At 66.2% G+C, this 26,319-nt stretch carries 28 protein-coding genes; 18 read left to right on the top strand and 10 right to left on the bottom strand.

Annotated elements, in window-relative coordinates; genetic code table 11:
• Positions 1-4: 4 nt before the first annotated feature.
• The 9 genes from ACIQF4_RS16780 (at position 5) to ACIQF4_RS16740 (ending at position 8,419) form a co-directional block, all read left to right on the top strand.
• Positions 5-976 carry a tripartite tricarboxylate transporter substrate binding protein gene (locus ACIQF4_RS16780; protein WP_350003546.1) on the top strand — a complete coding sequence of 324 codons (972 nt, stop codon included), beginning with the start codon at positions 5-7 and terminating at the stop codon, positions 974-976.
• A 71-nt stretch (positions 977-1,047) separates the two neighbouring features.
• On the top strand, positions 1,048-1,602 hold the full coding sequence (locus ACIQF4_RS16775; RefSeq protein ID WP_400516650.1) for a tripartite tricarboxylate transporter TctB family protein: 555 nt from the start codon (positions 1,048-1,050) through the stop codon (positions 1,600-1,602).
• A complete protein-coding gene (locus ACIQF4_RS16770; protein ID WP_350003550.1) occupies positions 1,599-3,131 on the top strand; it encodes a tripartite tricarboxylate transporter permease in 1,533 nt (510 codons plus the stop codon). The genes ACIQF4_RS16775 and ACIQF4_RS16770 overlap by 4 nt, the downstream gene beginning before the upstream one ends.
• A 38-nt stretch (positions 3,132-3,169) precedes the next feature.
• Positions 3,170-4,039 (top strand): IclR family transcriptional regulator C-terminal domain-containing protein, encoded by an 870-nt coding sequence (locus ACIQF4_RS16765; protein ID WP_350003551.1) that lies wholly within the window; start codon positions 3,170-3,172, stop codon positions 4,037-4,039.
• Positions 4,029-4,361, top strand: coding sequence for an MmcQ/YjbR family DNA-binding protein (locus ACIQF4_RS16760; RefSeq protein WP_400516649.1), 333 nt, complete (start codon positions 4,029-4,031; stop codon positions 4,359-4,361). Before ACIQF4_RS16765 ends, ACIQF4_RS16760 begins: the two co-directional genes overlap by 11 nt.
• 175 nt (positions 4,362-4,536) lie before the next feature.
• Entirely contained in the window at positions 4,537-5,706 is a 1,170-nt protein-coding gene (locus tag ACIQF4_RS16755) for a Re/Si-specific NAD(P)(+) transhydrogenase subunit alpha (protein ID WP_400516648.1), read from the top strand.
• Complete coding sequence (locus ACIQF4_RS16750; RefSeq protein WP_231457821.1) at positions 5,706-6,023, top strand: NAD(P) transhydrogenase subunit alpha; 318 nt, start codon at positions 5,706-5,708, stop codon at positions 6,021-6,023. Before ACIQF4_RS16755 ends, ACIQF4_RS16750 begins: the two co-directional genes overlap by 1 nt.
• Complete coding sequence (locus ACIQF4_RS16745) at positions 6,020-7,393, top strand: NAD(P)(+) transhydrogenase (Re/Si-specific) subunit beta (RefSeq protein WP_400516647.1); 1,374 nt, start codon at positions 6,020-6,022, stop codon at positions 7,391-7,393. Before ACIQF4_RS16750 ends, ACIQF4_RS16745 begins: the two co-directional genes overlap by 4 nt.
• A gap of 105 nt (positions 7,394-7,498) precedes the next feature.
• On the top strand, positions 7,499-8,419 hold the full coding sequence (locus ACIQF4_RS16740; RefSeq protein ID WP_350003559.1) for a diacylglycerol kinase family protein: 921 nt from the start codon (positions 7,499-7,501) through the stop codon (positions 8,417-8,419).
• Between the two features lie 59 nt (positions 8,420-8,478).
• Here the strand turns inward: ACIQF4_RS16740 and ACIQF4_RS16735 are convergent, their stop codons facing one another.
• Positions 8,479-9,318, bottom strand: a complete 840-nt coding sequence (locus ACIQF4_RS16735) for an amino acid-binding protein (protein ID WP_400516646.1) — start codon at positions 9,316-9,318, stop codon at positions 8,479-8,481.
• Positions 9,319-9,483: 165 nt separating this feature from the next.
• Here ACIQF4_RS16735 and ACIQF4_RS16730 point away from each other — a divergent pair, with 165 nt between their 5' ends.
• The 3 genes from ACIQF4_RS16730 (at position 9,484) to ACIQF4_RS16720 (ending at position 12,670) form a co-directional block, all read left to right on the top strand.
• The gene (locus ACIQF4_RS16730) at positions 9,484-10,563 is read left to right on the top strand and encodes an FUSC family protein (protein ID WP_400516645.1); all 1,080 of its coding nucleotides are present in this window, start codon (positions 9,484-9,486) and stop codon (positions 10,561-10,563) included.
• Positions 10,564-10,618: 55 nt separating this feature from the next.
• On the top strand, positions 10,619-11,362 hold the full coding sequence (locus ACIQF4_RS16725) for an IclR family transcriptional regulator (RefSeq protein WP_400516643.1): 744 nt from the start codon (positions 10,619-10,621) through the stop codon (positions 11,360-11,362).
• Between the two features lie 120 nt (positions 11,363-11,482).
• On the top strand, positions 11,483-12,670 hold the full coding sequence (locus tag ACIQF4_RS16720) for a 4-hydroxybenzoate 3-monooxygenase (protein ID WP_400516642.1): 1,188 nt from the start codon (positions 11,483-11,485) through the stop codon (positions 12,668-12,670).
• A 97-nt stretch (positions 12,671-12,767) separates the two neighbouring features.
• On the opposite strand, the gene ACIQF4_RS16715 is transcribed toward ACIQF4_RS16720, so the two are convergent.
• A complete protein-coding gene (locus ACIQF4_RS16715) occupies positions 12,768-13,307 on the bottom strand; it encodes a TetR/AcrR family transcriptional regulator (protein WP_400516640.1) in 540 nt (179 codons plus the stop codon).
• A 56-nt stretch (positions 13,308-13,363) separates the two neighbouring features.
• Here ACIQF4_RS16715 and ACIQF4_RS16710 point away from each other — a divergent pair, with 56 nt between their 5' ends.
• Positions 13,364-14,419: an FAD-dependent monooxygenase gene (locus ACIQF4_RS16710; protein WP_400516638.1), complete on the top strand. Its 1,056-nt coding sequence runs from the start codon at positions 13,364-13,366 to the stop codon at positions 14,417-14,419.
• Here the strand turns inward: ACIQF4_RS16710 and ACIQF4_RS16705 are convergent, their stop codons facing one another.
• The 5 genes from ACIQF4_RS16705 to ACIQF4_RS16685 all read right to left on the bottom strand — a co-directional run bounded on the left by ACIQF4_RS16705 (position 14,420) and on the right by ACIQF4_RS16685 (position 19,644).
• Positions 14,420-16,240, bottom strand: a complete 1,821-nt coding sequence (locus ACIQF4_RS16705) for an ABC transporter permease (RefSeq protein WP_400516637.1) — start codon at positions 16,238-16,240, stop codon at positions 14,420-14,422.
• Positions 16,237-17,304 carry an ABC transporter ATP-binding protein gene (locus tag ACIQF4_RS16700; RefSeq protein ID WP_400516636.1) on the bottom strand — a complete coding sequence of 356 codons (1,068 nt, stop codon included), beginning with the start codon at positions 17,302-17,304 and terminating at the stop codon, positions 16,237-16,239. Before ACIQF4_RS16700 ends, ACIQF4_RS16705 begins: the two co-directional genes overlap by 4 nt.
• Before the next feature lie 58 nt (positions 17,305-17,362).
• Positions 17,363-18,439, bottom strand: coding sequence for an extracellular solute-binding protein (locus ACIQF4_RS16695; RefSeq protein ID WP_400516635.1), 1,077 nt, complete (start codon positions 18,437-18,439; stop codon positions 17,363-17,365).
• A 192-nt stretch (positions 18,440-18,631) separates the two neighbouring features.
• Entirely contained in the window at positions 18,632-19,069 is a 438-nt protein-coding gene (locus ACIQF4_RS16690; protein WP_400516634.1) for an acyl-CoA thioesterase, read from the bottom strand.
• A 71-nt stretch (positions 19,070-19,140) separates the two neighbouring features.
• Positions 19,141-19,644 carry a GNAT family N-acetyltransferase gene (locus ACIQF4_RS16685; protein WP_400516632.1) on the bottom strand — a complete coding sequence of 168 codons (504 nt, stop codon included), beginning with the start codon at positions 19,642-19,644 and terminating at the stop codon, positions 19,141-19,143.
• 154 nt (positions 19,645-19,798) lie between these two features.
• Between ACIQF4_RS16685 and ACIQF4_RS16680 the strand changes: the two genes are divergently transcribed.
• The 3 genes from ACIQF4_RS16680 (at position 19,799) to ACIQF4_RS16670 (ending at position 21,630) form a co-directional block, all read left to right on the top strand.
• Positions 19,799-20,311 (top strand): MarR family winged helix-turn-helix transcriptional regulator, encoded by a 513-nt coding sequence (locus ACIQF4_RS16680; protein WP_400516631.1) that lies wholly within the window; start codon positions 19,799-19,801, stop codon positions 20,309-20,311.
• A 195-nt stretch (positions 20,312-20,506) separates the two neighbouring features.
• Positions 20,507-20,704: a hypothetical protein gene (locus ACIQF4_RS16675; RefSeq protein ID WP_400516630.1), complete on the top strand. Its 198-nt coding sequence runs from the start codon at positions 20,507-20,509 to the stop codon at positions 20,702-20,704.
• A complete protein-coding gene (locus tag ACIQF4_RS16670) occupies positions 20,701-21,630 on the top strand; it encodes a serine/threonine-protein kinase (RefSeq protein ID WP_400516629.1) in 930 nt (309 codons plus the stop codon). Before ACIQF4_RS16675 ends, ACIQF4_RS16670 begins: the two co-directional genes overlap by 4 nt.
• Here the strand turns inward: ACIQF4_RS16670 and ACIQF4_RS16665 are convergent.
• Both ACIQF4_RS16665 and purB read right to left on the bottom strand, forming a co-directional pair.
• Entirely contained in the window at positions 21,627-22,319 is a 693-nt protein-coding gene (locus tag ACIQF4_RS16665; RefSeq protein ID WP_400516628.1) for a histidine phosphatase family protein, read from the bottom strand. The two genes, ACIQF4_RS16670 and ACIQF4_RS16665, sit on opposite strands and share 4 nt — an antisense overlap.
• A 151-nt stretch (positions 22,320-22,470) precedes the next feature.
• The gene (purB, locus tag ACIQF4_RS16660) at positions 22,471-23,913 is read right to left on the bottom strand and encodes an adenylosuccinate lyase (RefSeq protein WP_400516627.1); all 1,443 of its coding nucleotides are present in this window, start codon (positions 23,911-23,913) and stop codon (positions 22,471-22,473) included.
• A 244-nt stretch (positions 23,914-24,157) separates the two neighbouring features.
• On the opposite strand from purB, the gene ACIQF4_RS16655 reads away from it, so the two are divergent.
• Both ACIQF4_RS16655 and ACIQF4_RS16650 read left to right on the top strand, forming a co-directional pair.
• Positions 24,158-24,460 (top strand): hypothetical protein, encoded by a 303-nt coding sequence (locus ACIQF4_RS16655; protein WP_350003593.1) that lies wholly within the window; start codon positions 24,158-24,160, stop codon positions 24,458-24,460.
• A gap of 3 nt (positions 24,461-24,463) precedes the next feature.
• On the top strand, positions 24,464-25,810 hold the full coding sequence (locus ACIQF4_RS16650; protein WP_400516626.1) for a hypothetical protein: 1,347 nt from the start codon (positions 24,464-24,466) through the stop codon (positions 25,808-25,810).
• 53 nt (positions 25,811-25,863) lie between these two features.
• Here the strand turns inward: ACIQF4_RS16650 and ACIQF4_RS16645 are convergent, their stop codons facing one another.
• Positions 25,864-26,289: a phage holin family protein gene (locus ACIQF4_RS16645; RefSeq protein ID WP_350003595.1), complete on the bottom strand. Its 426-nt coding sequence runs from the start codon at positions 26,287-26,289 to the stop codon at positions 25,864-25,866.
• Between the last annotated feature and the right edge of the window lie 30 nt (positions 26,290-26,319).

The following is a 26,319-nucleotide window of genomic DNA, read 5'->3' as shown; positions in this document are numbered from 1 at the left end:
CGTAGTGAAAACCCTTCTAAAATCACTCGCAGTGGGCACGGCGGGGTTGCTTGCGCTGACTGGTTGCGCCTCGGGCAGCAACAGCAGTTCCGAAGCCGACTTCCCCGCGCAGGACATCCGGCTGACCGTTCCTTGGGCCGCAGGCGGCTCGGGGGACCTGACGGCCCGTACCATTGCACCGCTGCTGGAAAAAGAGCTGGGCGTCGAGGTCATCGTCGAAAACAAGCCGGGGGCCAACGGGTCGGTGGCCTACAACTGGCTGAAGGACCAAAAGCCGGACGGCTACAACCTTTCGATGATGGGCGTAGAGGTAGCCACCCTGCAGTTCCAGGATTACGACATTGACCCGTCCAACTACGCGCCGATTGGCCAGGGCCTGGCCGGACCCGGTGCCATCGCTGTCCCGGTGGACAGCCCCTATCAGTCGCTCAAGGACCTCGTCGCGGACGCCAAGGCCAATCCCGGAAAGGTCACCTACTCCAGCCCGGGTGTTGGCTCGGTCTGGGATTCCCCCGCCCAGGGCTTCCAGGAACTTGCCGGAATCGAGCTCACATCTGTACCGTTTGACGGCTCCGCCCCGGCCGTTGCCGCTGCGGCGGCCGGTGACGTCGACTTCTCGATCGATGCGATCGGCACGCAGAAGAACCAGGTGGACGCAGGCAAGCTCCGCTACCTGGCCATGCTGACGGAGGAACGGGATCCAAAGAACCCGGACGTCCCCACCGCCAAGGAAGAAGGGATTGACCTGCAGAATGCTTCATGGGTGGGGATCATGGCTCCGGCCGGTACACCCGAGGAAGTTGTCAGCAAGCTCTCCGACGCCATGGGCAAGGCTGTTGAGGACCCGGAGTACAAGAAGGTCATCGAAGGTTCCAACCTTGTACCCACTTTCAAGGACGCGGAGGAGATGAAGGCGTTCCTTGACGAGGAAGCCGACCGCTACGGACCGTGGATCAAGCTCGCGCAGGGCAAGTAGCGCCAGGCACACACTTCGAGGCAGACGGGCCGGCCAGCCTTCCGCTGGCCGGCCCCTACTGAGGAACCGCAATGAACGATCACACAGCAACAGGGCCGCCGGCAGGCCTCAACCCAACAGACCCTGAGCAGGACCACGCCGAAGCCCATATCCACCCGGCGTCCGAGGTGCTGGTTACGGACCGCGCGCACCGGCTCAGGGAACTGGTTCCAGCTGCGGTCACCATAGGCCTCGGCATCCTGGTCCTGGTGCTCGCCCAGGGCATCCGTTCAGGGGTCCGGGTGGAACTCGGGCCTCCCTTCTGGCCCACCATGCTCGCATGGAGTCTTATCGTTTTCGGCGTCCTGCAGGTGGTGGTCAACGTGCTGCGCGGGGTCAGCCGGGCCAACCTCCCTGATCCGCTCAGCGGGTGGGGCATCGGCAGGATGCTGCTGACGGCGGTAATCCTGGTGGGCTACCTCCTGCTGTGGAACGTCCTCCAGTTCTGGTTGATTACGTTCGCAACGTGCGTCGCGCTGACGGCTCTGTACGGCGGCCGGGGCTGGAGGCCACTGATCGTGTTCCCGGCCATCGTTACGGCCCTCCTCCATTTCCTTTTCGTCGTCGCATTGCGGGTGAACCTATGATCCAGATCGCTGCCTCACCCGTTACGGACGGCATCGTGACCGTCCTCCAGGTCGATACCCTCCTGTACATCGGCCTGGGCATCCTGGTGGGCATGCTCGTGGGTGCATTCCCGGGTGTGACCGCCACCATGGCCGTGGCCCTGGCCAGCGGGTTCACACTGACGCTGGAACCTATCCAGGGCCTCGCCGTCCTGCTGACCATCTATGTGGCGGCCCAGTTCGGGGACCGGGTGCCGGCCATCCTCATCAACACCCCGGGCACTCCTGCCTCCATCTCCACAACCTTTGACGGCTACCCGCTTGCCCTGAAAGGACAAGCGGGGCTGGCCCTGACAACGTCCGCCTTCGGCTCGGCCTTCGGCATGCTTTTTGGCATCCTCATCCTGGCGGTTGCCGCGGTACCCCTTTCGGAGTTCGCCCGGCAGTTCGGGCCGCCGGAAATGTTCGCGCTGGTGGTTTTCGGCCTGACGATGATGGTGGGTGTTTCCTCGGGACGAATCCTCAAGGGCCTTGCCGCCGGAGCCTTCGGTCTGCTGCTGGCCACCGTGGGCCGTGATCCCATCACCGGTGACGCGCGCTTCACCCTGAATGTCCTGGAACTGAACGGCGGCATACCGTTCATTCCGGTCATCATCGGGTTCTTCGGCGTAGCGGAAGTCCTCAACCAGATCCTCACCAGGCGCAGGCACCTGCACCACGTCAAGCCCGTCACCCAGCTGGGCCAGTGGATGCCCGGACGGAAACTGATGCAGCGGCTGTTCAAACCGATGGGAATCGGCGCGGTGACCGGATCCGTCGTCGGCCTTGTCCCGGCAGTGGGCGGCGACATCGCAGGCATCATCGCGTGGGACAACGCCAGGAAAGTCTCCAAGCACCCGGAGGAGTTCGGCAAGGGCTCCCTGGAGGGTCTGACTGCCGGCGATACCTCCAGCACGGCAACCCTTGGCGGCAGCGTGACCACCACCATGGCGCTCGGCGTCCCCGGCGATTCCGTCATGGCCGTCATGATCGGGTCCATGATGATCTGGGGCATCCAGCCGGGGCCCAGCCTTTTCAGCAGCCGGCCGGACCTCGTCTCCTCGCTGGTGACCATCATGCTGATCGCCACCATCCTGACCCTCGGGCTGAGCCTGCTGCGCATGCGCGGCATGGTCAAACTGCTGGAACTGCCCAGCCACTACCTGTGGGTCATCATCCTGATCTTCTGCATGGTGGGGACGTACTCCATCAACAACAGCGTCTTCGATGTGTTCATGATGATGATTTTCGGCGCCGTGGGGCTGTTCATGCTGCGTTTCGGTTTCCCTGCAGGACCCGCCGTTCTGGGCCTGATCCTGGGGCCTCTGGCGGAGGCAAACCTGCGCCGCGCCCTCATCACTGACGGGTGGGCATCCGTCTTCACCAGTCCCATTGCGCTGGTGCTCCTTGCCATCTCTGCCGCGGCGCTGGTTGTCCCTCCCCTCCGCGCCCAGCTGAAGCGGCGCAAGGCAGAGGGTGCCAGAGCGGACCAGGCGAAGGTTTCCAGCTAGATACGCTCAAGGATGCCGGGTCCACCCAGGTGGACCCGGTGTCCCGTATTTCTCGGAAGGGCAAGAAGTTCATGGAAGAACATCCGGCGTACTTTGTGAAGTCGGTGGGGAAGGCCTTTGACGTCCTCAGGGCGTTCACCTCGGAAACCCCCCGCCTGACCGTCTCCCAGATCGCGGCGGCGACGGACATAACGCGCGCTTCTGCCCGGCGGTTCCTGCTAACGCTGGCGGACCTTGGTTACCTGCGGACCGACGGACAATCTTTTGAATTGACCGCCCGCTCCCTGGAGCTGGGTTCCTCCTTCCTCTCCATCCTGTCCCTTCCCCGTGTTGCCGAGCCGCACCTCAAATTGCTGGCGTCCGAGCTCGGCGAGACGGCGTCGCTTTGCGTGCTTGATGGGGCGGACGTCGCCTATGTCGCCTGTGTCCCGTCCCCGCGCCTGCTCAACGTATCCATCAGCGTGGGCACCAGGTTTCCGGCGTGGGCGACATCCATGGGCCGGGTGCTCCTCGCTGCCCTGCCGGCCGGCAGCCTGGATGCGTACTACGAATCAGTCCACCTGCAGCGTTATACCGAGCACTCCGTCGGCAGCCTGGAGGCCCTCAAGGACGAGGTCAGCCTTGCCCGGAGCCAGGGGTGGTCCATGGTCTCCCAGGAACTGGAGAACGGCCTCCGCGGCGTTGCCGTTCCCATCTGGTGCGGAGACGAGGCTGTCGGCGCCGTCAACGTCTCCTTGCAGACGCACCGCTCCAGCCAGGATGTGATTGAACAGACTGTTGTCCCGCTCCTGCAGGAAACAGCGCGTGACATAGGGCTGGACTACCAGGGCCGCCCCGCAAGACGCTTCGGCGGGATGGATGTACTGCGGCCTGCAATGGCGGGTGCAACTGTGGTTCATGGCCACTGAAGCCGAGGTCCGCAGGATTGCCCTGGCGATGCCGGGCGTCACGGAGCGGCTGAGCTGGGGCCAGCCCGCCTGGTTCGCCAGGACCTTAATGGCCCGCATCTGGGAACCCGGAGTCCTCACCGTCAAGACCGAAGAACGCGAGGCGTTGGCGGGAACGGAGCCGGACACCTTCTTCTGGACCCCGCACCACGAGCGCTCTCCCCAGCTGGTACTGGTGCGGCTGGACCGGATCGACGCGAAGCTGCTGGCGGAACTGCTGCAGGACTCCTACCGGCTGGCGGGCGGGGAACACAGCAGCCGCGGACGTCCAAGCGATACGTAAGGTAACTGTTTGCCACCCAAGCACGCCGCCCTACTCCCGCGGCAGCGGTGCGGGCCATAGACTCAAGCCAACTACGTGCAGCAGCGCCGCTCCGCGAAGCCTCCTGGTCCACGTGAACCCGGAACGGCCGGGCAGGGCGGCGCTGCCGCATCCGTGCAACGAGGGGAGTCGGCGGGTGAAACTGGGCATACCGCGGGAACGCCGGGAGGGTGAACGGCGCGTGGCCGCCACACCGGAAACGGTCAAGCAGTTGGCGGCGCTCGGCGTCGAGATACTCCTCGAGGAAGACGCCGGCGCGGCGGCCGGGTACCCGGACCTCGCCTACAGCCAGGCGGGCGCACATATTGTCCCCGGCCTTGATCCCGCCCAGCTGGACGTCCTCGCCCACGTCCGGCCCCTCGACCCGGACACCGCCCGGTCCCTGAAAAGGGGCGCCGTCTCCGTGGGCCTCGCGTCGCCGTCGTCCGAACTGCCAACCGTCCAGGCGCTCGCCGAGGCCGGCGTGACATCCTTCGCCCTGGAACTCGTGCCCCGCATCTCCCGGGCCCAGTCCATGGACGCACTCAGCTCCCAGGCCCTCGTGGCCGGGTACCGCTGCGTCCTTGAGGCAGCCATCCGGCTGCCCCGGTTCTTCCCGCTGTACATGACAGCCGCCGGCACCGTCCCGCCCGCCCGGGTCCTGGTCCTGGGGGCGGGGGTGGCGGGCCTGCAGGCCATCGGTACGGCAAAGCGCCTCGGCGCGCGGGTCTTCGCCAACGACATCCGCCCCGCTTCCGCGGACGAGGTAGCCTCCATGGGCGGCACCTTCATCCGGCTGGACCTCGAAACGGCAGAGGCCGCCGGCGGCTACGCCCGCCAGCTCAGTTCCGACGCCGGCACCCGGCAACGCCAGCTGCTGGCACCGCACGTGGCCCAGGCCGACGTCCTGATTACGACGGCGGCCGTCCCCGGAAGGCGGGCACCGCTCCTGGTCACACGCGAGATGGTGCAGGGTATGCGGGCCGGTTCGGTCGTCGTCGACCTCGCTGCGGAATCGGGGGGCAACGTGGAAGGCGCCGTGCCTGGCCAGGACGTTCCCATCCCCACCGCGGACGGCTCCGGCCACGTCACGCTGGTCGGCCTGAAGGACGCACCCTCCGCCATGGCGTCGGACGCCTCCCGCCTGTACGCCAAGAACGTCGCCAACCTGCTGGTGCTGATGGTCCGGGACGGTGCGCTGGTCCCCGACTTCGGTGACGAGGTCATCGCCGGGGCCTGCCTCACCCACGATGGCACGGTGCGGCACCAGCCGACGGCGGACCTGCTTGCCGAGCGGGCCGCCACCTCGCGGGAAGGAGCACTCTGATGGACGGAATGAGCCTGCTGACCATCACGGTCCTGGCCGTCTTCGTCGGCTTCGAGGTGGTGTCAAAGGTCTCCAGCACCCTGCACACGCCGCTGATGTCCGGAGCCAATGCCATCCACGGCATCATCCTGGTGGGTGCCATCATTGTGGCCGGCCAGGCAGCGGACCCCTGGGTGCTCGCGGTGGCGCTCCTCGCCGTCGTCCTGGCCACCGCCAACCTGGTGGGCGGCTTCGTGGTCACCGACCGCATGCTGCACATGTTCCATGCCAGGAAACAGGTTGCCAGGACCCCGTCGACTAAGGCGGACAGCAAGTGAGCCTCCTTAGTCCGGTCTGGACGTCACTGCTGTACCTCATCGCCGCGGTCTTCTTTATCCTGGCGCTGCGCGGGCTCAGTTCCCCGCGGACCGCCCGCCGCGGCAACCTGATCGGTGCGCTGGGTGCGTTGATCGGCGTCGTCACGGTGTTCCTGTCCGCGCAGCTGGACAACGTCCCGTGGATCCTTGGTTCCATCGCCGTAGGCACGGTGGTGGCGGCGCCCGTGGCCCGGGGCGTGAAGATGACGCAGATGCCGCAGCTGGTTGCGGCCTTCAACGGCGTTGGCGGCGGAGCGGCTGCCCTCGTGGCGCTTCTCGAACTGAGCCACGCAGGCGATCCCTGGGTGCGGGTGGCCATCGTGTTCACGCTCCTGGTCGGTGCCGTGTCCTTCGCAGGCTCGGGGGTTACGTTCGCCAAGCTGCAGGAACTGATGACCACGCGGCCGGTGGTGTTCCGCGGGCTCCCCGTGGTGATGGCGGCGGTGCTGCTCGCCGCTGTGGCGGCCGCCGCCGTCGTCGTTTTTACCGGTTCCCTTCCGCTCGCGGTGCTGCTGCTGGTCCTGGGCCTGGCGGCCGGCATCCTGCTGGTCCTGCCAGTGGGTGGCGCCGACGTCCCCATCGTCATCTCCCTCCTGAACGCCTTCACCGGCCTGGCCGTCGCCGCCTCCGGCGTGGTGCTTGGCAACGTCCTCCTAGTGGTCGCCGGCACCCTGGTGGGCGCCTCGGGCACTATCCTCACCCGGGCCATGGCGGCTGCGATGGGCCGCAGCGTGGCCGGCATCCTGTTCGGAGCGTTCCGGGGAGGTTCGACGGCGGGATCCACCGCCGTGAGCGAGCGTCCCGTCCGTTCCTCCAGCGCGGAGGACGTTGCGGTGCTCCTGGGCTACGCGCAGCGCGTCATCATTGTTCCCGGCTATGGGCTGGCTGTGGCCCAGGGCCAGCACACCGCGGCCGAGCTGGCGCTGGCACTGGAAAGCCGCGGGATCGAGGTGGACTTCGCCATCCATCCGGTGGCCGGCCGGATGCCCGGACACATGAACGTGCTGCTGGCCGAGGCCAACGTCCCGTATGAGTCCCTGAAGGAAATGGGGGAGATCAACCCCGAGTTCAAAACGGCGGATGTGGCGCTGGTGGTGGGCGCGAACGACGTCGTGAACCCGGCAGCCAAGACGTCCTCCGGCTCACCCATCTACGGCATGCCCATCCTGGAAGTGGCGGATGCCCGGCAGGTGGTTTTCCTCAAGCGTTCCATGCGGCCCGGGTTCGCCGGGATCGAGAATGACCTGCTGTACGAGCCGCAGACGTCGCTGCTGTTCGGCGATGCCAAGGACTCGCTGGCCCAGGTGCTCGGCGCCGTGAAGGCACTGTAGCCGCGCCCCTCGCGGCGAAGCTCCTGCCAACCTGCTTCGAGGCCCGCGCGGGGCAGGCTAGTCTTCTCTCAGACGTAGCCTTTCCACTTGCCACCAGAGGACACCATGACTGCCAACAGCTCCACCTCTCTCCAGCGCGCTGCAATCATCGTCAATCCCGCCAAGCCGGTGGACATCGACGTGCGCGGCCTGGTGGCAAAGCACTGCGTGGAAAACGGCTGGGGCGAGCCGATGTGGTTCGAAACCACCAAGGAGGACCCCGGTGTCGGCCAGGCCAAGGAAGCTCTCGCGCAGGGGGCGGACATCGTCATCGCCGCCGGCGGTGACGGAACGGTCCGGTGCGTCGCTGAAGTGCTGTCCGGAGGAGACGTGCCGATGGGGCTGCTTCCGCTGGGCACCGGAAACCTCCTGGCCCGCAACCTCGGCATGGACGTCACCGATTACGACGGCGCCATGGCCGGGGCCCTGACCGGCATCGAGCGGAAGATCGACGTGGTCCGTGCCCGCCGCAGCGATCCGGACATGGAGCAGCTGTTCCTGGTCATGGCCGGCGTGGGGTACGACGCCACCATCATGGCTGATACCAACGAGGACCTGAAGGACAAAGTGGGCTGGCTGGCCTACGTGGACGCTGGCATCCGGAACCTGCCTGGCAAGCCGGTCAAGGCCACCATTGTGATCGATGGCCAGACCGCGGTTCACCGCGGAGTCCGCAGCGTTATGGTGGGCAACTGTGGCAAGGTCCAGGGCGGCCTGGAGATCTTCCCGGAGGCCAAGATGGACGACGGCCTGCTGGACGTGGCCGTGCTGGCGCCCCACCACGGGAAGCTGGGCTGGCTTTCAGTGGTGGCCGGGATGATCGGCAAGGGCCGGAGCAAGGACACCGCTGTTGAATACTTCCAAGGCAAGACCGTGGAGATCGCCCTGGAGCACAACGACGACTACCAGCTGGACGGCGATCACGAAGGGCAGGGCAAGCACGTCGTCATGACCATGGACCCGTCCGCCCTGACCCTCCGGATGTAATTCTCAAGTAAGTAGCGCTAAGTGTCGTTTTGGTGGGTCAAAACGACATCTGCTGCTACCTAGTTGGGCGAAGACGCGGCGGAGCGGTGCGCCAGGATCTCGGCCAGCTCAGCAAGCCGGTGGGCCCGGGCGGATTCCGCCGGCGTGAACGGTTCACCCGGCCGGACAAAGGTGATGGGGCCATGCCAGGCCGTGGGGATCTTAAGCCGCGTGCCGGCGTCGTACCTTTCCAAGGCTGCCTCGGCAGGGGAAAGGATCCGTGCACGCAGCAGCTCCGCCACGGCCAGCGGAAGCTCATCCGGCGCATCAGCGATCCGCGCAGCCAGGCTCAACGCTTTGGTCTGTCCGTCCGCCATCGCCAGGGCGGTGGTGGGCCAGACGTGGGAGTGTGTGCCGCCCGCCAGATGCAGTGCGTCCAGAAGCTGGTGCTCGCTCACCTCTCCGGGCGAGGACAGGACGAACTCGTCCAGCACGCCGCCGGCCACGGGGTGGACGTGGATGCCCAGGATGTTGGTGTCCAGGCGGGCCAGGGCCTTGGTGATTTTCTGCAGCGCCCCCGGCTCATCCTGCAGGACGGTGCGCGCCCGCCACAAAGCCGGTGCGCCGGCAAGCCGCCGCCGGTGCCGCAGGGCCGGCGCATGCAACCACCCGCGAAGCACCCGCGCCGCGGAAGGTTCAGCCACCCAGATCACCAGGACGGTGGCGGTAACGGTCAGCACAAGGACCTTGGCCAGGTAGGGAAGCTGAGTGTCCACCACCAGGGCGTGGACCAGGAGCTCAATTGGCAGCATCACGGCTACGTTGGCCAGGGTCAGCCGGGTCCTTGTTGGTTCGGGCATCAGGCCGCAGACTTCGCAGCTCAGTTCAGACGCGGGAGTCTTGCTTGCACCGGGCTTCATGGTCCAAGGATCGCGTGGTGCTGTTTCGTCGGTGTTGCCCGGCCGTTCCGATCGTGCGAAGCATGCCGGGCGTAGGATTTTTGAGGAACGTCAGCGCGGCCGCCCGTCTCAACCGGACAATGAATCCACCCAGACGCCCCGGACCGCAGGAAGGCCCAATTCCACGTGAAGATGCTCACCGAGATGTTCAGCATTGCCCCCGCCAACAAGGACCACCACCCGGCCCTGAGGTGCGCGGTGGGTGTCTTCGTGCCACTCTTCACGCTTGTGCTGCTGGGCCGGCTGGACCTTGCCATCTTCGCCTCGTTCGGGGCTTTCACCGGTATCTACGGCCGCGGCGAACCCCACGGGACCCGCTTCGCACTGCAGCTGCGGGCCGGCCTGCTGATGCTGCTGGTCATTTTCCTTGCAGCGCTCGCTGCCCGGGCCGGCGGGGCCTGGGGACTGGACGGGGCCCGAACCACGTGGCTCCTGGTGCTTGCCACCACGCTGGTGGCAGGCGGCTGTTCCGTGGCCATCTCGTGGTTCCGGCTGCGCCCGGCAGGATCGTTGTTCCACATCTTCGCCTTCGCTGCCATCGCCTCCATCCCCAACCAGCCACCGCTCTGGGAGGCCATGCTGGTGGCTGCCCTGACCACCGCTTTGTCCCTGCTGATCGGTTTCTCATCACGGGTCCTCCCCAGCCACCGGACAGCATGGACCTGGCCGCGCCCCATCCGCCGCACCCCGGACGAGAAGCGTGCCGCCGTGCTTGAAGGCTTGGGCTACCTGGTAGCTGCAGGACTGGCCGGCGCGCTGGCAACCTGGGCTGGCAGCCGCCTCGGCTTCGGCCATAATTACTGGGCTATGGTGGCCGCCGTCGTTCCGCTGGTGGGCCACACCACCCGCCACCGGGTCCGCCGCGGAATGCAAAGAATCATAGGCACCGTGCTTGGACTGGGCGTGATGGCGGGCATCCTGCTGCTGGGCTTGCCGCCCTGGCAGACCGTCCTGGTCATGGCGCTGTGCCAGTTCGGCGCGGAACTGTTCATCATCAGGCAGTACCTGCTGGCCCAGATTTTCGTTACGCCGCTGGCGCTGGTATCCACCCTCCTCGTGGTCCCCGCCTCCCCGGCCGTCCTGCTCCGGGACCGCATCATAGAAACGGTGATCGGCGCCGCCGTCGGCATCACTGTGGTCCTGGCTCCGGAGGCGTGGCGCCGTTACCGCGGAGGTACGACGCCGGCACCCGCCCAGGTGCCTTAGCCGCGGCAGCAGCCGCGAAGGTAGGCTGGTCCCATTCAACGGAAGCGGGGGTGAAGTGGCGAATTCTTCCTCGGGGGACTCGATGGTGGACAGGATTGTCCGGCTGCTCTCCGCCTTCCCGGAGGATGTCAGTGCCCTGCAGTTGTCCGAGCTGGCGGAGCGCTCGGGCCTGCCCCTCACCACTGCCCACCGGCTGGTCCGCCAGCTTGCGGACCACGGGCTCCTGGAAGCCGCTCCCGGCGGCCTGGTGCGGCCCGGCCTGCGGCTCTGGGAACTGGTCAACCGCACCGCCCCCACGCTTGCCCTGCGCCAGGCGGCGATGCCGTTCATGGAGGACATCCAGCAGGTGCTCAACCAGAATGTGAACCTGGCCGTGCTGGACGGCTGGGACGCGCTTTTTGTTGAACGGCTGTCCCGCCGCGGATCCGTGGCCAACCGGGCCAGGGTGGCCGGCCGGATGCCTGTCCATACCTCGTCCGCGGGGCTGGCACTGATGGCCCACCAGGACAGGCTGCTGCAAGGCGACTACCTGGACAAATTCGCGGATCCGGATGGAAAGATCACCACCGATATTCTCCGGGTGCTGCTCAGCGAGACCTTCCACCAAGGCTTTGCCCAGCTGAAGGGCGTGGTGGACCCGGACACGTGGGGCATCGCCGTCCCCGTGCTGGACACCCGCCAGCGCGCGGTGGCTTCGCTCGGCGTCGTAGTCCCTTTGCGCGAAATGCGGCTGCAGGCACTGGTGCCCGCACTGCAGACGGCAGCCCGGGGGATAGCGCGCCGGCTGAACAACGCGTAGTCCGGCACCCTTCTTCCGTTGAACGGAATTCATGTGCCGCCCCTTACCTGCCGGAGCGCACACTGTTGGCAGAAGCCATACACGGCCGCAGCTGCGGCCCCGCAACGAAGCGAGAACGCCATGCCCCGCACAAGCATCACCACCCAGGTGGCCATCATGGGCGCAGGCCCGGCCGGCCTGATGCTGTCACACCTGCTGGCCAAGGCTGGCATTGAGTCCACCGTCATTGAAGTCCGCAGCCACAAGGACATCTCGGAGACCGTCCGCGCCGGCATCCTTGAACACGGCACCGTCAACATGCTCGTGGACAGCGGGGTCTCGGACCGGGTGCTGCGCGACGGCGACCGGCACGACGGCATCGAGCTGCGCTTCAACGGGGAGAGCCACCGCGTGGACTTCAAGGACCTGGTGGGGGAGTCCGTATGGCTCTACCCGCAGACGGATGTGTTCCTGGACCTCGCCGCCCGCAGGAAGGCCGACGGCGGAGACGTGCGCTACAGCGTCACGGACACTACCGTGCATGACCTCGAGGGCTCGCCGAAGGTCTGGTTCACGGACGCCGAAGGGACGGAGTTTGAGATCCAGGCCGACTTCCTGGTGGGCGCCGACGGGTCCCGGAGCCACTGCCGCTTCCAGATTCCCGAGGCCAGCCGCAAGTGGTACTTCCACGAATACCCCTTTGCCTGGTTCGGGATCCTGGCCGAGTCTCCGCGCAGTGCCGACGAGCTGATCTACGCCAACTCCGCCAACGGTTTTGCCCTGATCAGCCAGCGGACCGAAACCGTCCAGCGCATGTACTTCCAGTGCGATCCCAAGGAGAACGTGGCGGAGTGGAACGATGACCGGATCTGGGCGGAGTTCCGCAGCCGGGTCAACGGCAACGGCTTCGAGCTCAAGGAGGGCCCGGTGATCGACAAGATGGTCCTGCCGTTCCGCAGCTTCGTCCATACACCGATGCGCCACGGCAACCTGTTCCTCGCCGGCGATGCCGCGCACACGGTCCCGCCCACCGGCGCCAAAGGCCTCAACCTGGCCATCCACGACGTCAAGATGCTCTTCGAGGGGCTGGACACCCACTACAACTCAGGCTCGGACCACCTCCTGGACTCCTTCAGCGACCGCGCCCTGGCCCGGGTGTGGAAGGCGCAGCAGTTCTCCTACTGGATGACCACCATGCTGCACACCCCCGCCGATGCGGACGACTTCTCCCGCGCCCGCCAGCTCGGCGAACTGAACTCCGTGGTGTCGTCCAGGCACGGCATGGCCTACCTCGCCGAGGCCTACACCGGCTGGCCGGGCCAGGCCTGACACGCAGAGTTTTTGTCCAGATATGCAGGGTAAAAGGGCACTTAACCCTGCATATCTGGACAAAAACTCCGGGAGGTACGACGGCGGGAAGCGCGTCTTAGGGGGCGAGCAGCCGCCGGACTGCGGCGGCAATGGCTGCGGTATCGGGCTGCTCGTCGCGCCTGACCGTGAGCAGGTGGAGCAGCACGCCGTCCCCGTAATCTGCCAGGTCCCGGGCGCGCGCGGCGGCATCAGCAACCCCTAAAGCGGTGAGGGCCGGCACCAGGCCGCCCACCAGTCGGAAATGTCCTGCAGTCACCGCTTCGGGCCGGTCCAGGGAGAGGGCCAACCGGGCGCGGGTCAGGCCAGCGTGCTCGCCGGCCAGCGCCAGCACCATTCCGGCCAGCTGGCCCGCAAGTTCGTCAAGGGTGCGCGGCGGACCGGCCATGCCCTGGTCACGGAGCAGCTGGCCGTCCAAATGTTCCAAGCGGTCCAGCACCGCTTCCACGAGGGCGGCGCGGCTGCGGAAGTAGTTCGAGGTTGTCCCTTCCGCCATCTGGGCGGCGGCGTCCACAGCCCGGTGTGTGAGGCCCTTCATGCCCTTGTCCGCCACAACGGCCAGGGCGGCATCGAGGAGCTGGGTCCGGCGGTCAGGCATGGGCCCAGTGTAATTGACCCCTTCCGGTTCACTACAAAAGTAGTAAAATCACCAGCATGGAAACAATTTCGATTGTTGGCGGCGGCATTGCCGGCCTGGCGCTGGCCTCCGCCCTGGACTCCAGCCGGTTCCAGGTGACGGTGTACGAGAAGCGGCCCGAACTTCCGGCCGTGGGCACCGCGCTGGGAATGTGGCCCAACGCCCAACGTGCGCTGGTGCGGCTGGGAATCCTTGAAGAGGCGCGGGCGGTCAGCCCGGTGCTCGGCAGCGGATCGGTCCGTGACGCCCAGGGAGAGCCCTGGATCACCGTCAACGCGGGGGAGATGTTCGGCATTTCCCGGGCTGACCTGCTGCGGTTGCTGGACGGGGCCGTCCCGGGAACAGTCCGCCGGGTAACCCGCAACGTTGGGTCACGTCCCGACGGCGGCAGCCTGGTGGTCGGGGCCGACGGCGTGCACAGCGCAGTCCGCCGGGAGGCCTGGGGCGCCGGAACGGAAGCCCGCCTCACCCCGTACCTCGCCCTCCGTGGGACTTTGCCTACAACGGTCAGCCACGACGAGGTGGGCGAGTACTGGGGCCGCGGCGACCTGTTCGGCATGGCTGCCGCCCGGGGAGGGTCCTTCTGGTGGGCCAGCTACCGGTCCGGCATGGGCCCGTACGGGATTGACGCAGCGTCAGCCCTGGAATACGCCCGGGAGCGCTATGCCACCCATGCCCCCGCCATCCGCCGCACGCTGGCCGAAGCCACTCCCGAAGCATGCCTGGTCCAGCGGCTCTGGACCGTTCCGCATCTGGGCTCCTACGTCCGCGGGCGGACCGTGCTCATCGGCGATGCCGCCCACGCCATGCTGCCCACCCTGGGGCGCGGCGCCTGCGAGTCGCTGGTGGACGCCGTGACACTGGCGGACCTTCTCAACACTCTGCCCGAAGGCCAGGCGCTGCACGCCTACGACCGCCAGCGGCGCCTGCGGACCCGTGCCCTCAGCCTGGCGTCCTCGGCAATGGGGCGCGTCGCCCTCGCGGACGGCGCCCAGCCGCTGCGGGATGGCCTCCTCAAGCTGGCCCGGCGGCGGAACGGCCGCGCCGCCGTCGTCAGCGGTTCCGCGGGCTGATCAGCGGACTGGTGCTGCAGGCTGCGCCGCGTCCTCTCCGGAAACGGGTGTTCCGGGAAGCCCCGGACCGGGGACCGCGGACGCGGGGGGAACGGCCGGCAGCCGCTTCTTGCGGGACCTTTCCCTGCTGGAGCGGCCGTAGACGAGATACATGGTCACTCCGGTGATGACCATCAGCAGCACGGTGTAGACGAACGTGTTGGCTACGCCGTCAACCCCCTCCGCGCCGTCCGTGTTGGCTTTGATGACCAGGCCCAGCGGCTGGACCAGGGGATGGGCCAGGAAGATTGCCGTGTCGTAGTCGTCCAGCAGGCTGTTGAAATTCAGCGCCGTAATCGCCGCGGCCGCGGGGAGCACCAAAGGCAGCAGGATCCGCCGGAACACGTACAGGGTCTTCGCGCCCATGATGGCCGCCGCCTCCTCCAGCGAGGAGTTGACCGAGGCGAAGGACGCCTTGAGCATGCGCAGCGTGAAGGGAATCTTGACCGTGACGAAAGCGATCAGCAGGATCACGGTGGTCCCGGTGAGGACCGCCCCGCCCACCAGGGGGTTGGGGTGGTCGTAGCTGATGATGAGGCCCAGGGCCAGCAGCGCGGACGGCAGGATCCAGGGAATGTGGAGCAGGTACTCGAAGACTGAAGCCACCCAGTTCTTGTACTTCTGCAGCAGCCTGGCCACAAACAGCAGCCCGCCCACGGCGATCAGTGCCGCCAGTGCGCTGTAGACCACGCTCACGATGAACGGCCGCAGCCCGGACTGGTGGGTCAGGACCCGCTCGTAGTTCTCCAGCGTGAGGCTGCCAAACGCCAGCTCGCCGGTCTGGATGGCGGCGCCGTCGGCGAAGGAGTACAGCACAATCAGCACCACCGGCAGCGTGTACACGGCAAACAGCAGGTAGGCCACCGCGTGGACCACCACGTTGGCCACCGGGTTTGTGATGTCCTGCTTCTGCAGCGCCGAGGACACCTTGGACACCGAAAAGTAGGTGCCGCCCTTTTCCAGCCGGGACATCACGGCGAGCATGAGGATGGTGGCCAGGCCCAGGATCACGGCCAGCAGCGCTGCCAGGTCCCGCGAGGTGGGGCTGTTGGTGAACGTCAGGATCATCGGGGTGATGGTCTGGAAGTCCCGCCCGCCCAGCACCTGGGGAGCGCTCAGGGCGCCGAGGCCGGTCAGGAAGGACAGGATGGTGACGGCGAACAGGGTGGGCTTGAGCATGGGCAGCACGATGCGCCGCAGGATGGTCCACGTGGAGGCCCCCAGGTTCCGGGCCGCTTCGATGGTCTGGTAGTCAACGCCTTTGAGGGCGTTGGCCACGAACAGCATGTGGTTGGTGGTGGTGGCGAAGGTCATCACCACCAGGACGGCGAAGAATCCGGAGAACCATGCCGGGTCCATGCCGGGAAACACCTTGACCAGCAGGGACGTAACGATTCCCTTGTCCCCGTATATGAACTTGTACCCGGCAGCGAGGACGATGCCGCCATAGATAAACGTGGACGCGTAGCCCAGGAAAAGGATTTTGGAACCGCGGATCCGGAAGTAGTGCGTTACAAGGACAATGAACACGCCCACCAGGTTCACCGTGATGGACAGGGCCACCGCCAGCAGGAAGCTGTTGCCCAGCGCTTTCATGGCGCGCTGGGACGAAAAGAGCTTTTCCGCAGCGCGCCCCGAGAAGCTGCCGTCCGGGAAGAAGGTGGCCATCAGGACGTTGATGTTGGGCCAGACCAGGAACGCGGCAATGAACCAGGTAAGGACGGCCCCCACGATCAGCACGAAGGGCGAGCGGACCATGGTGCGAACGGCCGTGCCGCTCATGGCAGGACTGCTGCCGGGTCCCGCTGCCGGAGGGCGGCACCTGTGTCCGGATGGTACTGCAGGACGTGCGCAGGCTGAAGGTACACAGTGGTTTCCGTGCCGGGGTCGTGGTGGGCGCCGCCTTCCTCCTTCACCAGCAGGCGGATGTCGGCACCGTGGCTGCGGACCACGTAGCGGCTGTGCAGGCCGTGATAGGTGCGGGACAGCACTGTGCCGGCGAGGCCGACGGCGGCGCCTCCTTCGGGAGCGGGGGCCAGGGACGCCTTTTCCACCCGCAGGTAGGATTTGGCGTCCGTGCTGAGCCCCGCCCCTGAGAGCCGGTTCAGCTCGGCCACGAATCCAGGAGTCAGGGCCGAGCTGTCCCCGATGAAGTTGCACACGAACTCGGTGGCCGAATGGTCGTAGATCTCCTGCGGCGTTCCCACCTGCTCCACCACGCCCTTGTTGAACACGGCTACACGGTCGCTCATGGCCAGGGCCTCATCCTGGTCATGGGTGACGTACACCGTAGTGATCCCGAATTCGCTTTGCAGGTCCTTGAGCTGCTGGCGGAGCTGGTGGCGCAGCTTGGCGTCCAGGTTGGACAGCGGCTCATCCAGCAGCAGGATCTTGGGCCGCAGCACCAGGGCCCGTGCCACCGCCACGCGCTGCTGCTGCCCGCCGGAGAGCTCGGCGACGTTCTTGGACAGCTGCTCGTCACTGAGCTCCACCCGCCGTGCAATGTCCCGGACCAGGCGGTCGCTGTCTGCGGGTTTCTCCTTCCGGACCCGCAGCCCGAAAGCGATGTTTTCCCACACGCTCATGCTGGGGAAGAGGGCATAGTTCTGGAACACCATGCCCACCTGCCTCTTGTCGCTGGGAAGCCGGGTCACGTCCTTGCCGTCAACCTGCACCGTCCCGGAGGAAGGCTGGATGAAGCCGGCCAGGGTGCGCAACGCCGTCGTTTTCCCGCAGCCTGAAGGCCCCAGGAGGGTGAAGAACTCTCCCGGGAGCACGTGCAGGTCAAGGTTCGGGATGGCGGTGAAATCACCAAAGGAAACTTCGATGTTGTCCAAACGGATCATGGCAAGCCTGTCTGATGAAGCAAGCGGGTGGGTGGACGGGGACCGGCAGCGTGCCGGGTTACGTCATGTACTCCAGTTCGATCTTTTCCACCCAGGCGCCCATGTTCTCCTGCACGAAGTCCCAGTCGATGTCCTGCTGCTTGAGGTCCGCGAAGAAGTCCACCACCTCGGGATTGGCCTGGGCTTCAGCTTCCTTGTTGACCGGCATCGAGTTGAACTGCTTGGCAAACTCGCCCTGGACCTCGGCGCTGCCGAACCAGTCGATGAACTTCTGCGCCTGTTCCTTCTTCTCCGTGCCCTTCACCAGCGCGATCTGTTCCACGGCCAGCGGGACGCCAACAGAGGGGATCACTGTTTCCACGTTGACGTTGAAGGACTTTTCGCGTTCGGCGATGATTGAGGACGGCATCTGGCCCATGTCCACTTCACCGGAGGCGATCCGGGCAAAGAGATCGGTCTTCGCAACGGCGGGGCTGCCGTTCTGGAAGTACTGCTCCACCTGCTTCCAGCCTTCGTCCGAGACGCCAAGGTCTCCGGAGTCGTCCTGGTAGCGGCTGAGGATTCCGGCGAAGACCAGCTGTGCCGTGGCCGTGCCCAGGCCGGTTACCCGCTCGTAGCGGTCCTTGAACTCGTCCTTGGTCCACAGGTCGGTCCAGTCCTGTGGCGCCTTGTCCGCGGGGATCTTGTCCGAGTTGTAGCCCAGGAGGATGGCCTGCTTGACCAGCGGCCAGTATGTCTGGCCGTCGCCCAGTTCCTTGTCCACCTGTCCCGCCCACGAGGGTTCGTACGCCTCCAGGGCGTCCTCGGCCTGGATCTGCGAGAAGTACATGTTGTTGAGCCCGAAAGCGACGTCGGCGATGGGGTTGTTCTTCTCCGCGATCAGCTTGTTGGTGGCATCCGCACCGCCCGCGCCGACGATCTCGATCTTGAAGCCGGCCTCGGCCGCCTTGGCGGTCCACCATTCCCCGCGGCCCTCACCGTTGGAGTTGGTGTAAACCACCAGGGTGTCCCCGGAACCGCCGGCCGGGGCTGAGGAGGCATCACCCGAGGCCCCGGGCGATGCTTCACCTCCGCCGCATCCGGCAATAAGGGTGACGGCGACGGCGGCGGCAACCAAAGTCTTCAAAGTACGCACGATCTGGACTCATTTCTGGACTGGAATCGGAGCATGTCCGGCAAGCCTAACGCCGGGCAGGCAGAATTCACGGCTGTTATGGCTATCGATTCGATAAACAGCCCGGCTGGTTACTCTGGTCCAGTCAAAGGAACGGCCGGGGGCGGGCGGGTAAACAGGGGGTGAAACGTCAGCCCTTGCTGCGCATGCCCACTATGCGTCGCCGCTGAGTGTCTCCGTGAGGTGGTGGGTGGGGATCCTGTCCCGGTCGTAGGTGATTTCGGTGTAGCCGTGCGGTTCCGGCCTGCCGGAAGGGCTCAGGTTCACGAAGACGATTTCCTCGATGGTGAGGATGCTCTGCCGTGTGATCATGTTCCGGACCTCGGCGCGCATGGTCAGGGAGGTCCGGCCGAAGCGCGTGGCTGTCAGCCCCATCTCGATCAGGTCGCCCTGCACCGCGGAGCTGACGAAGTTGATCTCCGAAATGTACTTGGTGACGGCGCGGCCGTTGCCCAGCTGGAGGATCGCGTAAATGGCGGCTTCCTCGTCGATCCATTTCAGCAGGCTGCCGCCGAACAGCGTCCCGTTGGCGTTCAGGTCCTCGGGCCGGACCCACTTGCGGGTGCGGAAGGTGATGTCTGCGGTTTCCATAGGCCGAGGTTAGCTGAGGCGCTGCAGCCACACCCACTGTGACGGAGCCCGCCCTGATACGGGACGCCTGACTAGGCCATGGCGGTCTGGGCGGCGCTGCGGGCATTGATGCTTTTCGCATAGCAGTAGGAGTGCGCCAATCCGATGTAGGGGCCAAAGTTGGGTACGGCCTCGAAGCCCGAGTTTTCGTAGAAGTTCCGGCCGTCAGGCTGGGCGGATCCCGCTTCGGCCTTGATGCGGGTGTACCCAAGCTTGAACGCTTCTGCCTCGAGGGCCGCCAGGATGGAGCTGGCCACACCCGAGCCCCGGGTGTAGGGGATGACGTACAGCCGCTTGATCTCTGCGGTGGTGGCATCGATCATCCGCAGGCCGCCGCAGCCCACGGGCTGGCCCGAGCCTTTGTCGTAGGCCACCAGGAAGACGGCGCAGTCCGCGCTCGACGGCGGCGGGCCGGGTTCATGGTCAGGGGTGCCAAAGCGGGCGTCGAGTTCGGCCTGCTGGGCGCGCCGCAGGTCGGCCCCTACGGGATTTGACCAGGGCACCTGCCTGATGTTCAACCGGGGGTTGGTCTGCATTCTGCCTCGCTTCGCCGAAGGGTTATGCATACCTAGGCTAGGAGGAGGCGGTTACGCCGGTGTTTCCTGCCGGTAAGCACCCGGATAACGTACTGGGCCCCGCCGCCCGCAACTTACTTGGCCGTCTAGTTATCAGCTGGTCTAATATGATTGCATGCGTTCTACGGGTAATGAGGGGTCCGGATATTGGTACGGGCCCGACGGTCAGTTGGATTACAGCGCCGCGGTGTTGAAGTCCCTCCGCGACTACCGGACAGCCGAAACGGCGGTGCGCCGCTCCACCCGTGACTCCATGGGCATGGGTGAGACGGACATCCTGGCCCTCCGTTACCTGTTGCGGGTCCAAGCCTCTGGAAAATCCGTGGTTCCCAAGGACATCAGCCAATTCCTGGGCATCACCAGCGCTTCAACGACGTCCCTCATTGACAGGCTCGTAGCCAGCGGCCATGTCCGCCGGGAAGCCCATCCCACGGACCGCCGGTCCGTGGTGGTGGTCCCCACCGTGGAATCCGACCGGGAGGTCCGCCTGACCCTCGGCAACATGCACCGGGAGATGATGGCAGTCGCCGAAGGCCTTTCGGCCGAGGAGGCCCGGGTTGTGGTGGAATTCCTGACGCGCATGACGGAAGCACTGCAGAAATCGCACGCTGAGGAAAAAAGTAACTAGTCGGACTAGCTAGATTGACTAGCAATATGTATGCTTACGAATAATCCCGAAACTTTTACAGCCGGAGTCGTGAGCGTGTTGGTTACCTTTACTGAGCTTTTACCCCTGGAGTCCGCAGCCGACCGCGCCGATTCCAGTGTCTCGTTGATTTCTGATGGCAAAGGCAATGGGCGGGCTTTCCATTGCGGCGCACCCATGGATCTCGTTACTCCCGCGGTGGGGCCGGCCGCCGTCGGCTGTTCCTTTGAGCCCGAGGACGGCGCTCCTGTCCAGCTTCCTCCCGTATGGCGCTGCGGCTGCGGATTCCAGCTCGACGCCTGGATCCGGTCGCCGTACGCCCGCGCCTTCCAGACTGAAGCCGCCCAGCCATACTCCGCCGCCCTCTCCGCATGAGCATCGCGTCCCCCGAGGGCAGGCACCTGCCTGCCGCTCACGCCGCCGGCGGACCCGTCGTCGCGGGCCGCTACCAGCTCAAGGACCTCCTGGGCCGAGGCACCCTGGCGCAGGTTTTCCGGGCCGCCGACCTTGATGGCGGGCCGGATGTAGCCGTCAAGGTGGCCGTGGACGATTCCGCGAAGCACTTCGAGAGGATCAGCAACGAGGCCGCGGTGCTGGCAGCCCTCCGGCACCACCCCTCAATTGTCAGGTTCATCGGACTGGGCGTTGTTCCCGGCGGAACGGCGCTGGCGGGGCGGCCGTTCCTGGTGGAGGAGCTGGCCCTGGGCCCGAGCCTCGCGGAGGCCGCCCGGACCGGCCGGCACCACCCGGACGTTGTAGCCGGCTGGGCGCGCGGGCTCTTCGAGGCCCTGGCCCATCTCCATGGGGAAGAACTGGTCCACCGGGACATCAAACCCGCCAACCTGATGCTGAGCGGGCTGCGGCGAAGCCCGGTGCGTATCGTGGATTTCGGCATCGTGGCGGCTGCCGGGTCACCTGCGGAACCAGGTGTCTCCTCAGGAACCGTGCACTACATGAGCCCGGAACAGGCCTCGGGAGGTCCCGTCCGTCCTTCCTGGGACGTCTATGCGATGGGGCTGGTCCTCCTGGAGCTCCTCACCGGATCCAAGGCATTTCCCGGGACGGCCATCGAGTCGCTCGTGGCCAGGACACTTCGCAGCCCGCAGGTGCCGGACTCCCTGGGGCCCGGCTGGTCTGCCTTCCTCCGGTCCCTGACTGCCATGGACAGCGCGGAACGGCCGACGGCGGCGGAGGCCGCGGGCATGGCCGCGCGGCTCCTGCCCGTACCCGTCGACGAAGCCAACAGCCCTTGCCGCAGAATGGCCGTGTTCCCCGCCCGTCGGATCCGGCAGCTGACCTAAGCCCGGGCGGTGTCCTGCCCAGCGACGTCCTGCCCGGTGGGATCCTCCGCGGTTGGATCAGCCAAAGCCAGTCCACCCACCGGGCTTCCGTCCCAGTGGAGCAGTTTCCAGCCGCGGTCCGGGTCGCCTTCCAGCGCAACGATCCCGGTATTGGCCAGCACATGGCGTGCTGCAAACTCGTGATCCGCGTCCTCCGCCCGGCGTCCCGCCCACGTTCGGATGGCGGCGCCGTGGCTCACTACAGCCGCCGCCTCATGCCGCTGGTCCAGCGCCCGCTCCACCACCTGGCGGATGGCGGCGTCAAACCTGTCGAAGAAAGTATGGCCGTCAGGTCCGGCGGGCATCCTCCGGTCCAGGTCCCCCGCCGCCCAGGAGAAGACCGTTCCCATGTAGCGCTTGTGGGACTCCTGGTCCGTCAGTTTCTCCAGGGACCCGGCTTCGATCTCGTGCAGGCCCTCAAGCACCTCGACCTCCAGGCTGTGTACCCGGCCGAGCGGCGCGGCCGTTATTTGGGTCCGGACCAGAGTGGACGCGTAGAGGGCGCCGATGGGCTCATTCGCCAGCGAGCGGGCCATCGCCTCTGCCTGGCGTTCGCCGAGTTCCGTGAGGCCCGGCCCCGGGAGCTCGGTGTCGAGCTGGCCGAGCACGTTGCCGGGGGTTTGTCCGTGGCGGATGAGCAGCAACTTCATGCTTCCAGTTTCGCACTACGTTCGCACTACCGGGCACGGCGAGGTGACCCGCAACAAAAGGCGCCGGACCCTTCGTGGGCCCGGCGCCGCCGTCGTACTTTGTTGCCGCACCGTCTTTGCTGCTGTGCCCTCCGCGGAACGGCAGCGGGAGCTACTTAAGGTGGTTTACCAGCTGGTCCGCGATGCCGGTGTACTTGCCGGGCGTCAGCGCCAGCAGCCGGGCTTCCGCTTCAGGTGACAGGCCGAGGCTTTGCACGAATTCCTGCATGCGGGCAGCGTCCACCCGCTGGCCGCGGGTGAGGTCCTTGAGGCGCTCGTAGGGGTTCTCCATGCCTTCGACGCCGGCAATCGCCTCGGCGCGCATGACCATCTGGATCGCCTCACCCAGCACTTCCCAGTTGGTGTCCAGGTCTCCGGCCAGCACATCCTCGGCCACGTCCAGGCGCTCCAGGCCCTTGGCCACGTTCGAAATTGCCAGCAGTGAGTGGCCGAACGCCACGCCGATGTTGCGCTGGCTGGAGGAGTCGGTCAGGTCGCGCTGCCAGCGGGACGTCACCAGGGTGGCGCCGAGGGTGTCCAGCAGGCCGTTGGAGATCTCCAGGTTGGCTTCCGCGTTCTCGAAGCGGATCGGGTTGACCTTGTGCGGCATGGTGGAGGAGCCTGTTGCGCCGGCCACCGGGATCTGCGCGAAGTAGCCGATGGAGATGTAGCTCCAGATGTCCGTGCAGACGTTGTGGAGGATGCGGTTGAACCGCGCGACGTCGGCGTACAGTTCCGCCTGCCAGTCGTGGCTTTCGATCTGCGTGGTCAGCGGGTTCCAGGTCAGCCCCAGCCCCTCCACGAAGGATTTGGCCACCTGCTGCCAGTCAGCGCCGGGAACGGAAGCGACGTGGGCGGCGTAGGTGCCGGTGGCGCCGTTGATCTTGCCCAGGTACTCCGTCCGGGCGATCCGGTCCAGCTGGCGTGTCAGGCGGTGGGCGATGACCGCAAGTTCCTTGCCCAGGGTGGTGGGCGTGGCGGGCTGGCCGTGCGTGCGCGACAGCATGGGGACGGCGCGGTTGTCCTCCGCCATTCTGCTGATCTGGGCCACCAGGGAGCGGGCGGCGGGCAGCCACACGTCCTCCACGGCGCCCTTGACGCCGAGCGCGTACGAGAGGTTGTTGATGTCCTCCGAGGTGCAGCCGAAGTGCACCATGGCGGTCAGGTTTTCGATGCCGATGGCGGGCAGTCGGCGGCCAATGTAGTACTCCACGGCCTTGACGTCGTGGACCGTAACGGCTTCGATGTCCGCGAGTTCGGCCACCGAGGCGGCGTTGAATTCGGTGACGATGGCGCGGAGTTGGTCCTGCTGCGCGGCGGTCAGCGGCCCGGCGCCCGGAAGGACGTTGTTGCTGGTGAGGTGGATCAGCCATTCGACTTCCACGGCCACGCGGTCACGGTTGAGGGCCGCCTCGGAGAGGTAGTCCACCAGGGGGGCGACGGCTGACTGGTAGCGGCCGTCCAGCGGGCCGAGCGCGATCTTTTCGGGGGACGCGGCAAGGGCCAGGCGTCCTGAGGGCGTACGGGTGTCAGCTGTGGCGGCAGTTTCAGGCATGTGCTGATTCTTTCACGAACTCCCGCGGCCCCTTAAGCGGCGGCCGTCCACGTTACTTGTCCACATAGCCGACGGCGGCCCTGCAGTCCGGGGGAGTCCTCTCGTAGCGTCTGGGTGAAGGAAGAGTGGCCAGGCGGTGGGTGTCTTGGCCGGGCATTACGGAAGTGGGGCGGTATGGAAGGGCCAGCTGCGGGATGCGGACGGGACTTTTGGCGGCGGTTCTGGGTGTCCGTGGGGTGGGAAGGTGCGCAGTGAGCTGGCAGGGGTGGACCTGCGGGCCGACATGCACCGCGTTACCCAGGTGGACCAATTGGCTGCACGCGTGGCGGCCTGCATGGTTCGGGGAGAGGAGGTGCTTGCAGGATTCAGGGACATCCAGCTGCTGCAGTGGGAATCACCGGCAGGGCGGGCGTACCGGGACACCGTGGCTCTGCAGGCGGCGGCCCTGCGGCGCGCCCTCGACTCACTGACCGAGGCAAAGGCTGCCGTGGAACGGCACAGCAGGGAGACGCTGGTTGCCGGCTGCTCCAACGGCGGCAGGTTCTAGGGGATGGCCGAGGCCACGCCTTCTGGCACCGGCGGCCCGCTCAGGCTCCCGGGCCCGGCGCAGGACGGTCACCTCGAAATCCGGGGCGGTGTGGGTGGGATCAGCTACCAGTTGGAGGAGCTGGCGGCAGGTGCAGAAAAGGTGGATGCCCTGGCGGGAAAGCTTGCGGCGATCGAGGTCGAGGCCCGCCGCATCTGGGAAGACCTCATTCCGTTCCAGGACCTGCCCCGATGGACCGGGACCATGGCGCTGGAGGCGGTGGGCGAGTCCGGGCGGAGCCTCCAGGCCGTTCGAACCGAACTCCAGCGCATCAGCAGCCAGGTCCGGGCGTGCCGGCAGGAGTACGAGGTGGCGGAGGCGGTGGCAGCGACTGCACGCGCGCTCGGAATTCCGGACACCGCAGGTGAGCTGGACCGTCATGCGGATTTCTGGAGGACAGGGTTTCTCAACCGCAGCGCCGCCGAGAACATCCTCGGCAATGCCGCGTTTGCCTCTCCCCTCCTCAAGACCCTGGCGGACGTCGTGCTTCCAGCGATAAGGCCTCGCCCGGTGGAAGCCACGAAGGAAGAGAGTGTTCCGATTGTCCTGGATGCTTCCCCGTCGGGCCTGCTGGAACGTGTCCGGGTCATTGATGAACGAGGCACCGGATATATCGAAGTCATCGAAGTCGATAACGACGGACGCAGGGCCTACGTGGTGGTGATTCCTGGAACCCAACTGCACGCCCCACCGGGGGGCACAAATCCTTTTGACCTGAGCGGAATAGTCGAAGGCGTGGGAGACAACTCAGAAAGCGTCAACAAGGCAGTCCGCGACGCGCTTCAAGCGGCCGGCGCCAGAAGGGGCGACCCCGTGGTGGGAGTTGGTTACAGCCAAGGAGGTATCCACGCCATGAACCTGGCAGCAAGCGAGGACTTCATTAGTGAGTACAACTTGAAGTACGTTTTGACCGCAGGCTCGCCCGTTGCCCACATCGCGTCGAAGCCGGACGTCACCAGCCTCCACCTGGAGCACCGGACGGACTGGGTCCCCGGGGCCGATGGCGCACCTAACCGGGACACCAGAAACCAAGTCACGGTCACCATGACCAATGACTTGTACGTTCAGACAGGGGAGGACGTAGGCATTGGCCCTGGCCACCAGCTACACAGTTACCAACACGGTGCCCGGCTGGTCGCAGCAAGCAGCGACCCCTCGCTGGTGCAATCCACTGCGGCGCTGGGCGCCATCCTGGGCGCCGGCGGCACCGCGAAAGCCACGCGGTTTTCCCTGTCGAGGGCGAAGACCGCCGCCCCTCATCTCCCGGCCGCTGATCCCCGCAGGCAGGAGCGCGGACATGGCACGCGGTAGTCCTGCTGTTTGGTCGGCCAGCCATGGCCAGCGGCGGTCGGTAGCCCGGCCTGCTAGCGGCGGACTCCAGTAACCCGGCCGGCCACCAGCGAGATGAGGGTGATGATGATGGCAGCGAGCACCGCCGTCCAGAAGAACGAATCGATGGTGAACTGCACCGGCGTGAAACTGCTGATCCATGAGGTCAGGTACAGCATCGCTGCGCTGATGACGATGGTGAAGAGGCCCAGCGTGAGGATGGTGATCGGAAGGGACAGGAAGCTCACCAGGGGGCGGATGAATGCATTGACCAAGCCGAAGATGAGGCCGATGAACACGTAAGCCAGGGCAGTGCCCGCTACATCCGTTCCCTGGGAAATGCCCGTCTGGGCTACCGCGTCTGTTGTTGCCGAGGTGGAGATGTCGAGTCCGGGAAGGATCCAGCTGGCAACCCAGAGGGCCAACCCATTGATGAGGACCCGGCCAATGAAGGAGCGCATGTGCCAATGCTTTCACACCTGCCTGAAAGC

It is taken from the genome of Pseudarthrobacter sp. NPDC092202 (genome assembly GCF_044755505.1).
Classification (GTDB): domain Bacteria; phylum Actinomycetota; class Actinomycetes; order Actinomycetales; family Micrococcaceae; genus Arthrobacter.
This window is presented reverse-complemented; position numbering and strand designations above follow the sequence as displayed.

Coding starts and splice junctions, on each gene's coding strand:
- ACIQF4_RS16775 (WP_400516650.1), top strand. CDS start 1,048: ATGAACGATCACACAGCAACAGGGCCGCCGGCAGGCCTCAACCCAACA.
- ACIQF4_RS16770 (WP_350003550.1), top strand. CDS start 1,599: ATGATCCAGATCGCTGCCTCACCCGTTACGGACGGCATCGTGACCGTC.
- ACIQF4_RS16760 (WP_400516649.1), top strand. CDS start 4,029: ATGGCCACTGAAGCCGAGGTCCGCAGGATTGCCCTGGCGATGCCGGGC.
- ACIQF4_RS16750 (WP_231457821.1), top strand. CDS start 5,706: ATGGACGGAATGAGCCTGCTGACCATCACGGTCCTGGCCGTCTTCGTC.
- ACIQF4_RS16740 (WP_350003559.1), top strand. CDS start 7,499: ATGACTGCCAACAGCTCCACCTCTCTCCAGCGCGCTGCAATCATCGTC.
- ACIQF4_RS16735 (WP_400516646.1), bottom strand. CDS start 9,318: ATGAAGCCCGGTGCAAGCAAGACTCCCGCGTCTGAACTGAGCTGCGAA.
- ACIQF4_RS16720 (WP_400516642.1), top strand. CDS start 11,483: ATGCCCCGCACAAGCATCACCACCCAGGTGGCCATCATGGGCGCAGGC.
- ACIQF4_RS16715 (WP_400516640.1), bottom strand. CDS start 13,307: ATGCCTGACCGCCGGACCCAGCTCCTCGATGCCGCCCTGGCCGTTGTG.
- ACIQF4_RS16710 (WP_400516638.1), top strand. CDS start 13,364: ATGGAAACAATTTCGATTGTTGGCGGCGGCATTGCCGGCCTGGCGCTG.
- ACIQF4_RS16705 (WP_400516637.1), bottom strand. CDS start 16,240: ATGAGCGGCACGGCCGTTCGCACCATGGTCCGCTCGCCCTTCGTGCTG.
- ACIQF4_RS16700 (WP_400516636.1), bottom strand. CDS start 17,304: ATGATCCGTTTGGACAACATCGAAGTTTCCTTTGGTGATTTCACCGCC.
- ACIQF4_RS16690 (WP_400516634.1), bottom strand. CDS start 19,069: ATGGAAACCGCAGACATCACCTTCCGCACCCGCAAGTGGGTCCGGCCC.
- ACIQF4_RS16685 (WP_400516632.1), bottom strand. CDS start 19,644: ATGCAGACCAACCCCCGGTTGAACATCAGGCAGGTGCCCTGGTCAAAT.
- ACIQF4_RS16680 (WP_400516631.1), top strand. CDS start 19,799: ATGCGTTCTACGGGTAATGAGGGGTCCGGATATTGGTACGGGCCCGAC.
- ACIQF4_RS16675 (WP_400516630.1), top strand. CDS start 20,507: ATGGATCTCGTTACTCCCGCGGTGGGGCCGGCCGCCGTCGGCTGTTCC.
- ACIQF4_RS16670 (WP_400516629.1), top strand. CDS start 20,701: ATGAGCATCGCGTCCCCCGAGGGCAGGCACCTGCCTGCCGCTCACGCC.
- ACIQF4_RS16665 (WP_400516628.1), bottom strand. CDS start 22,319: ATGAAGTTGCTGCTCATCCGCCACGGACAAACCCCCGGCAACGTGCTC.
- purB (WP_400516627.1), bottom strand. CDS start 23,913: ATGCCTGAAACTGCCGCCACAGCTGACACCCGTACGCCCTCAGGACGC.
- ACIQF4_RS16650 (WP_400516626.1), top strand. CDS start 24,464: ATGGCCGAGGCCACGCCTTCTGGCACCGGCGGCCCGCTCAGGCTCCCG.
- ACIQF4_RS16645 (WP_350003595.1), bottom strand. CDS start 26,289: ATGCGCTCCTTCATTGGCCGGGTCCTCATCAATGGGTTGGCCCTCTGG.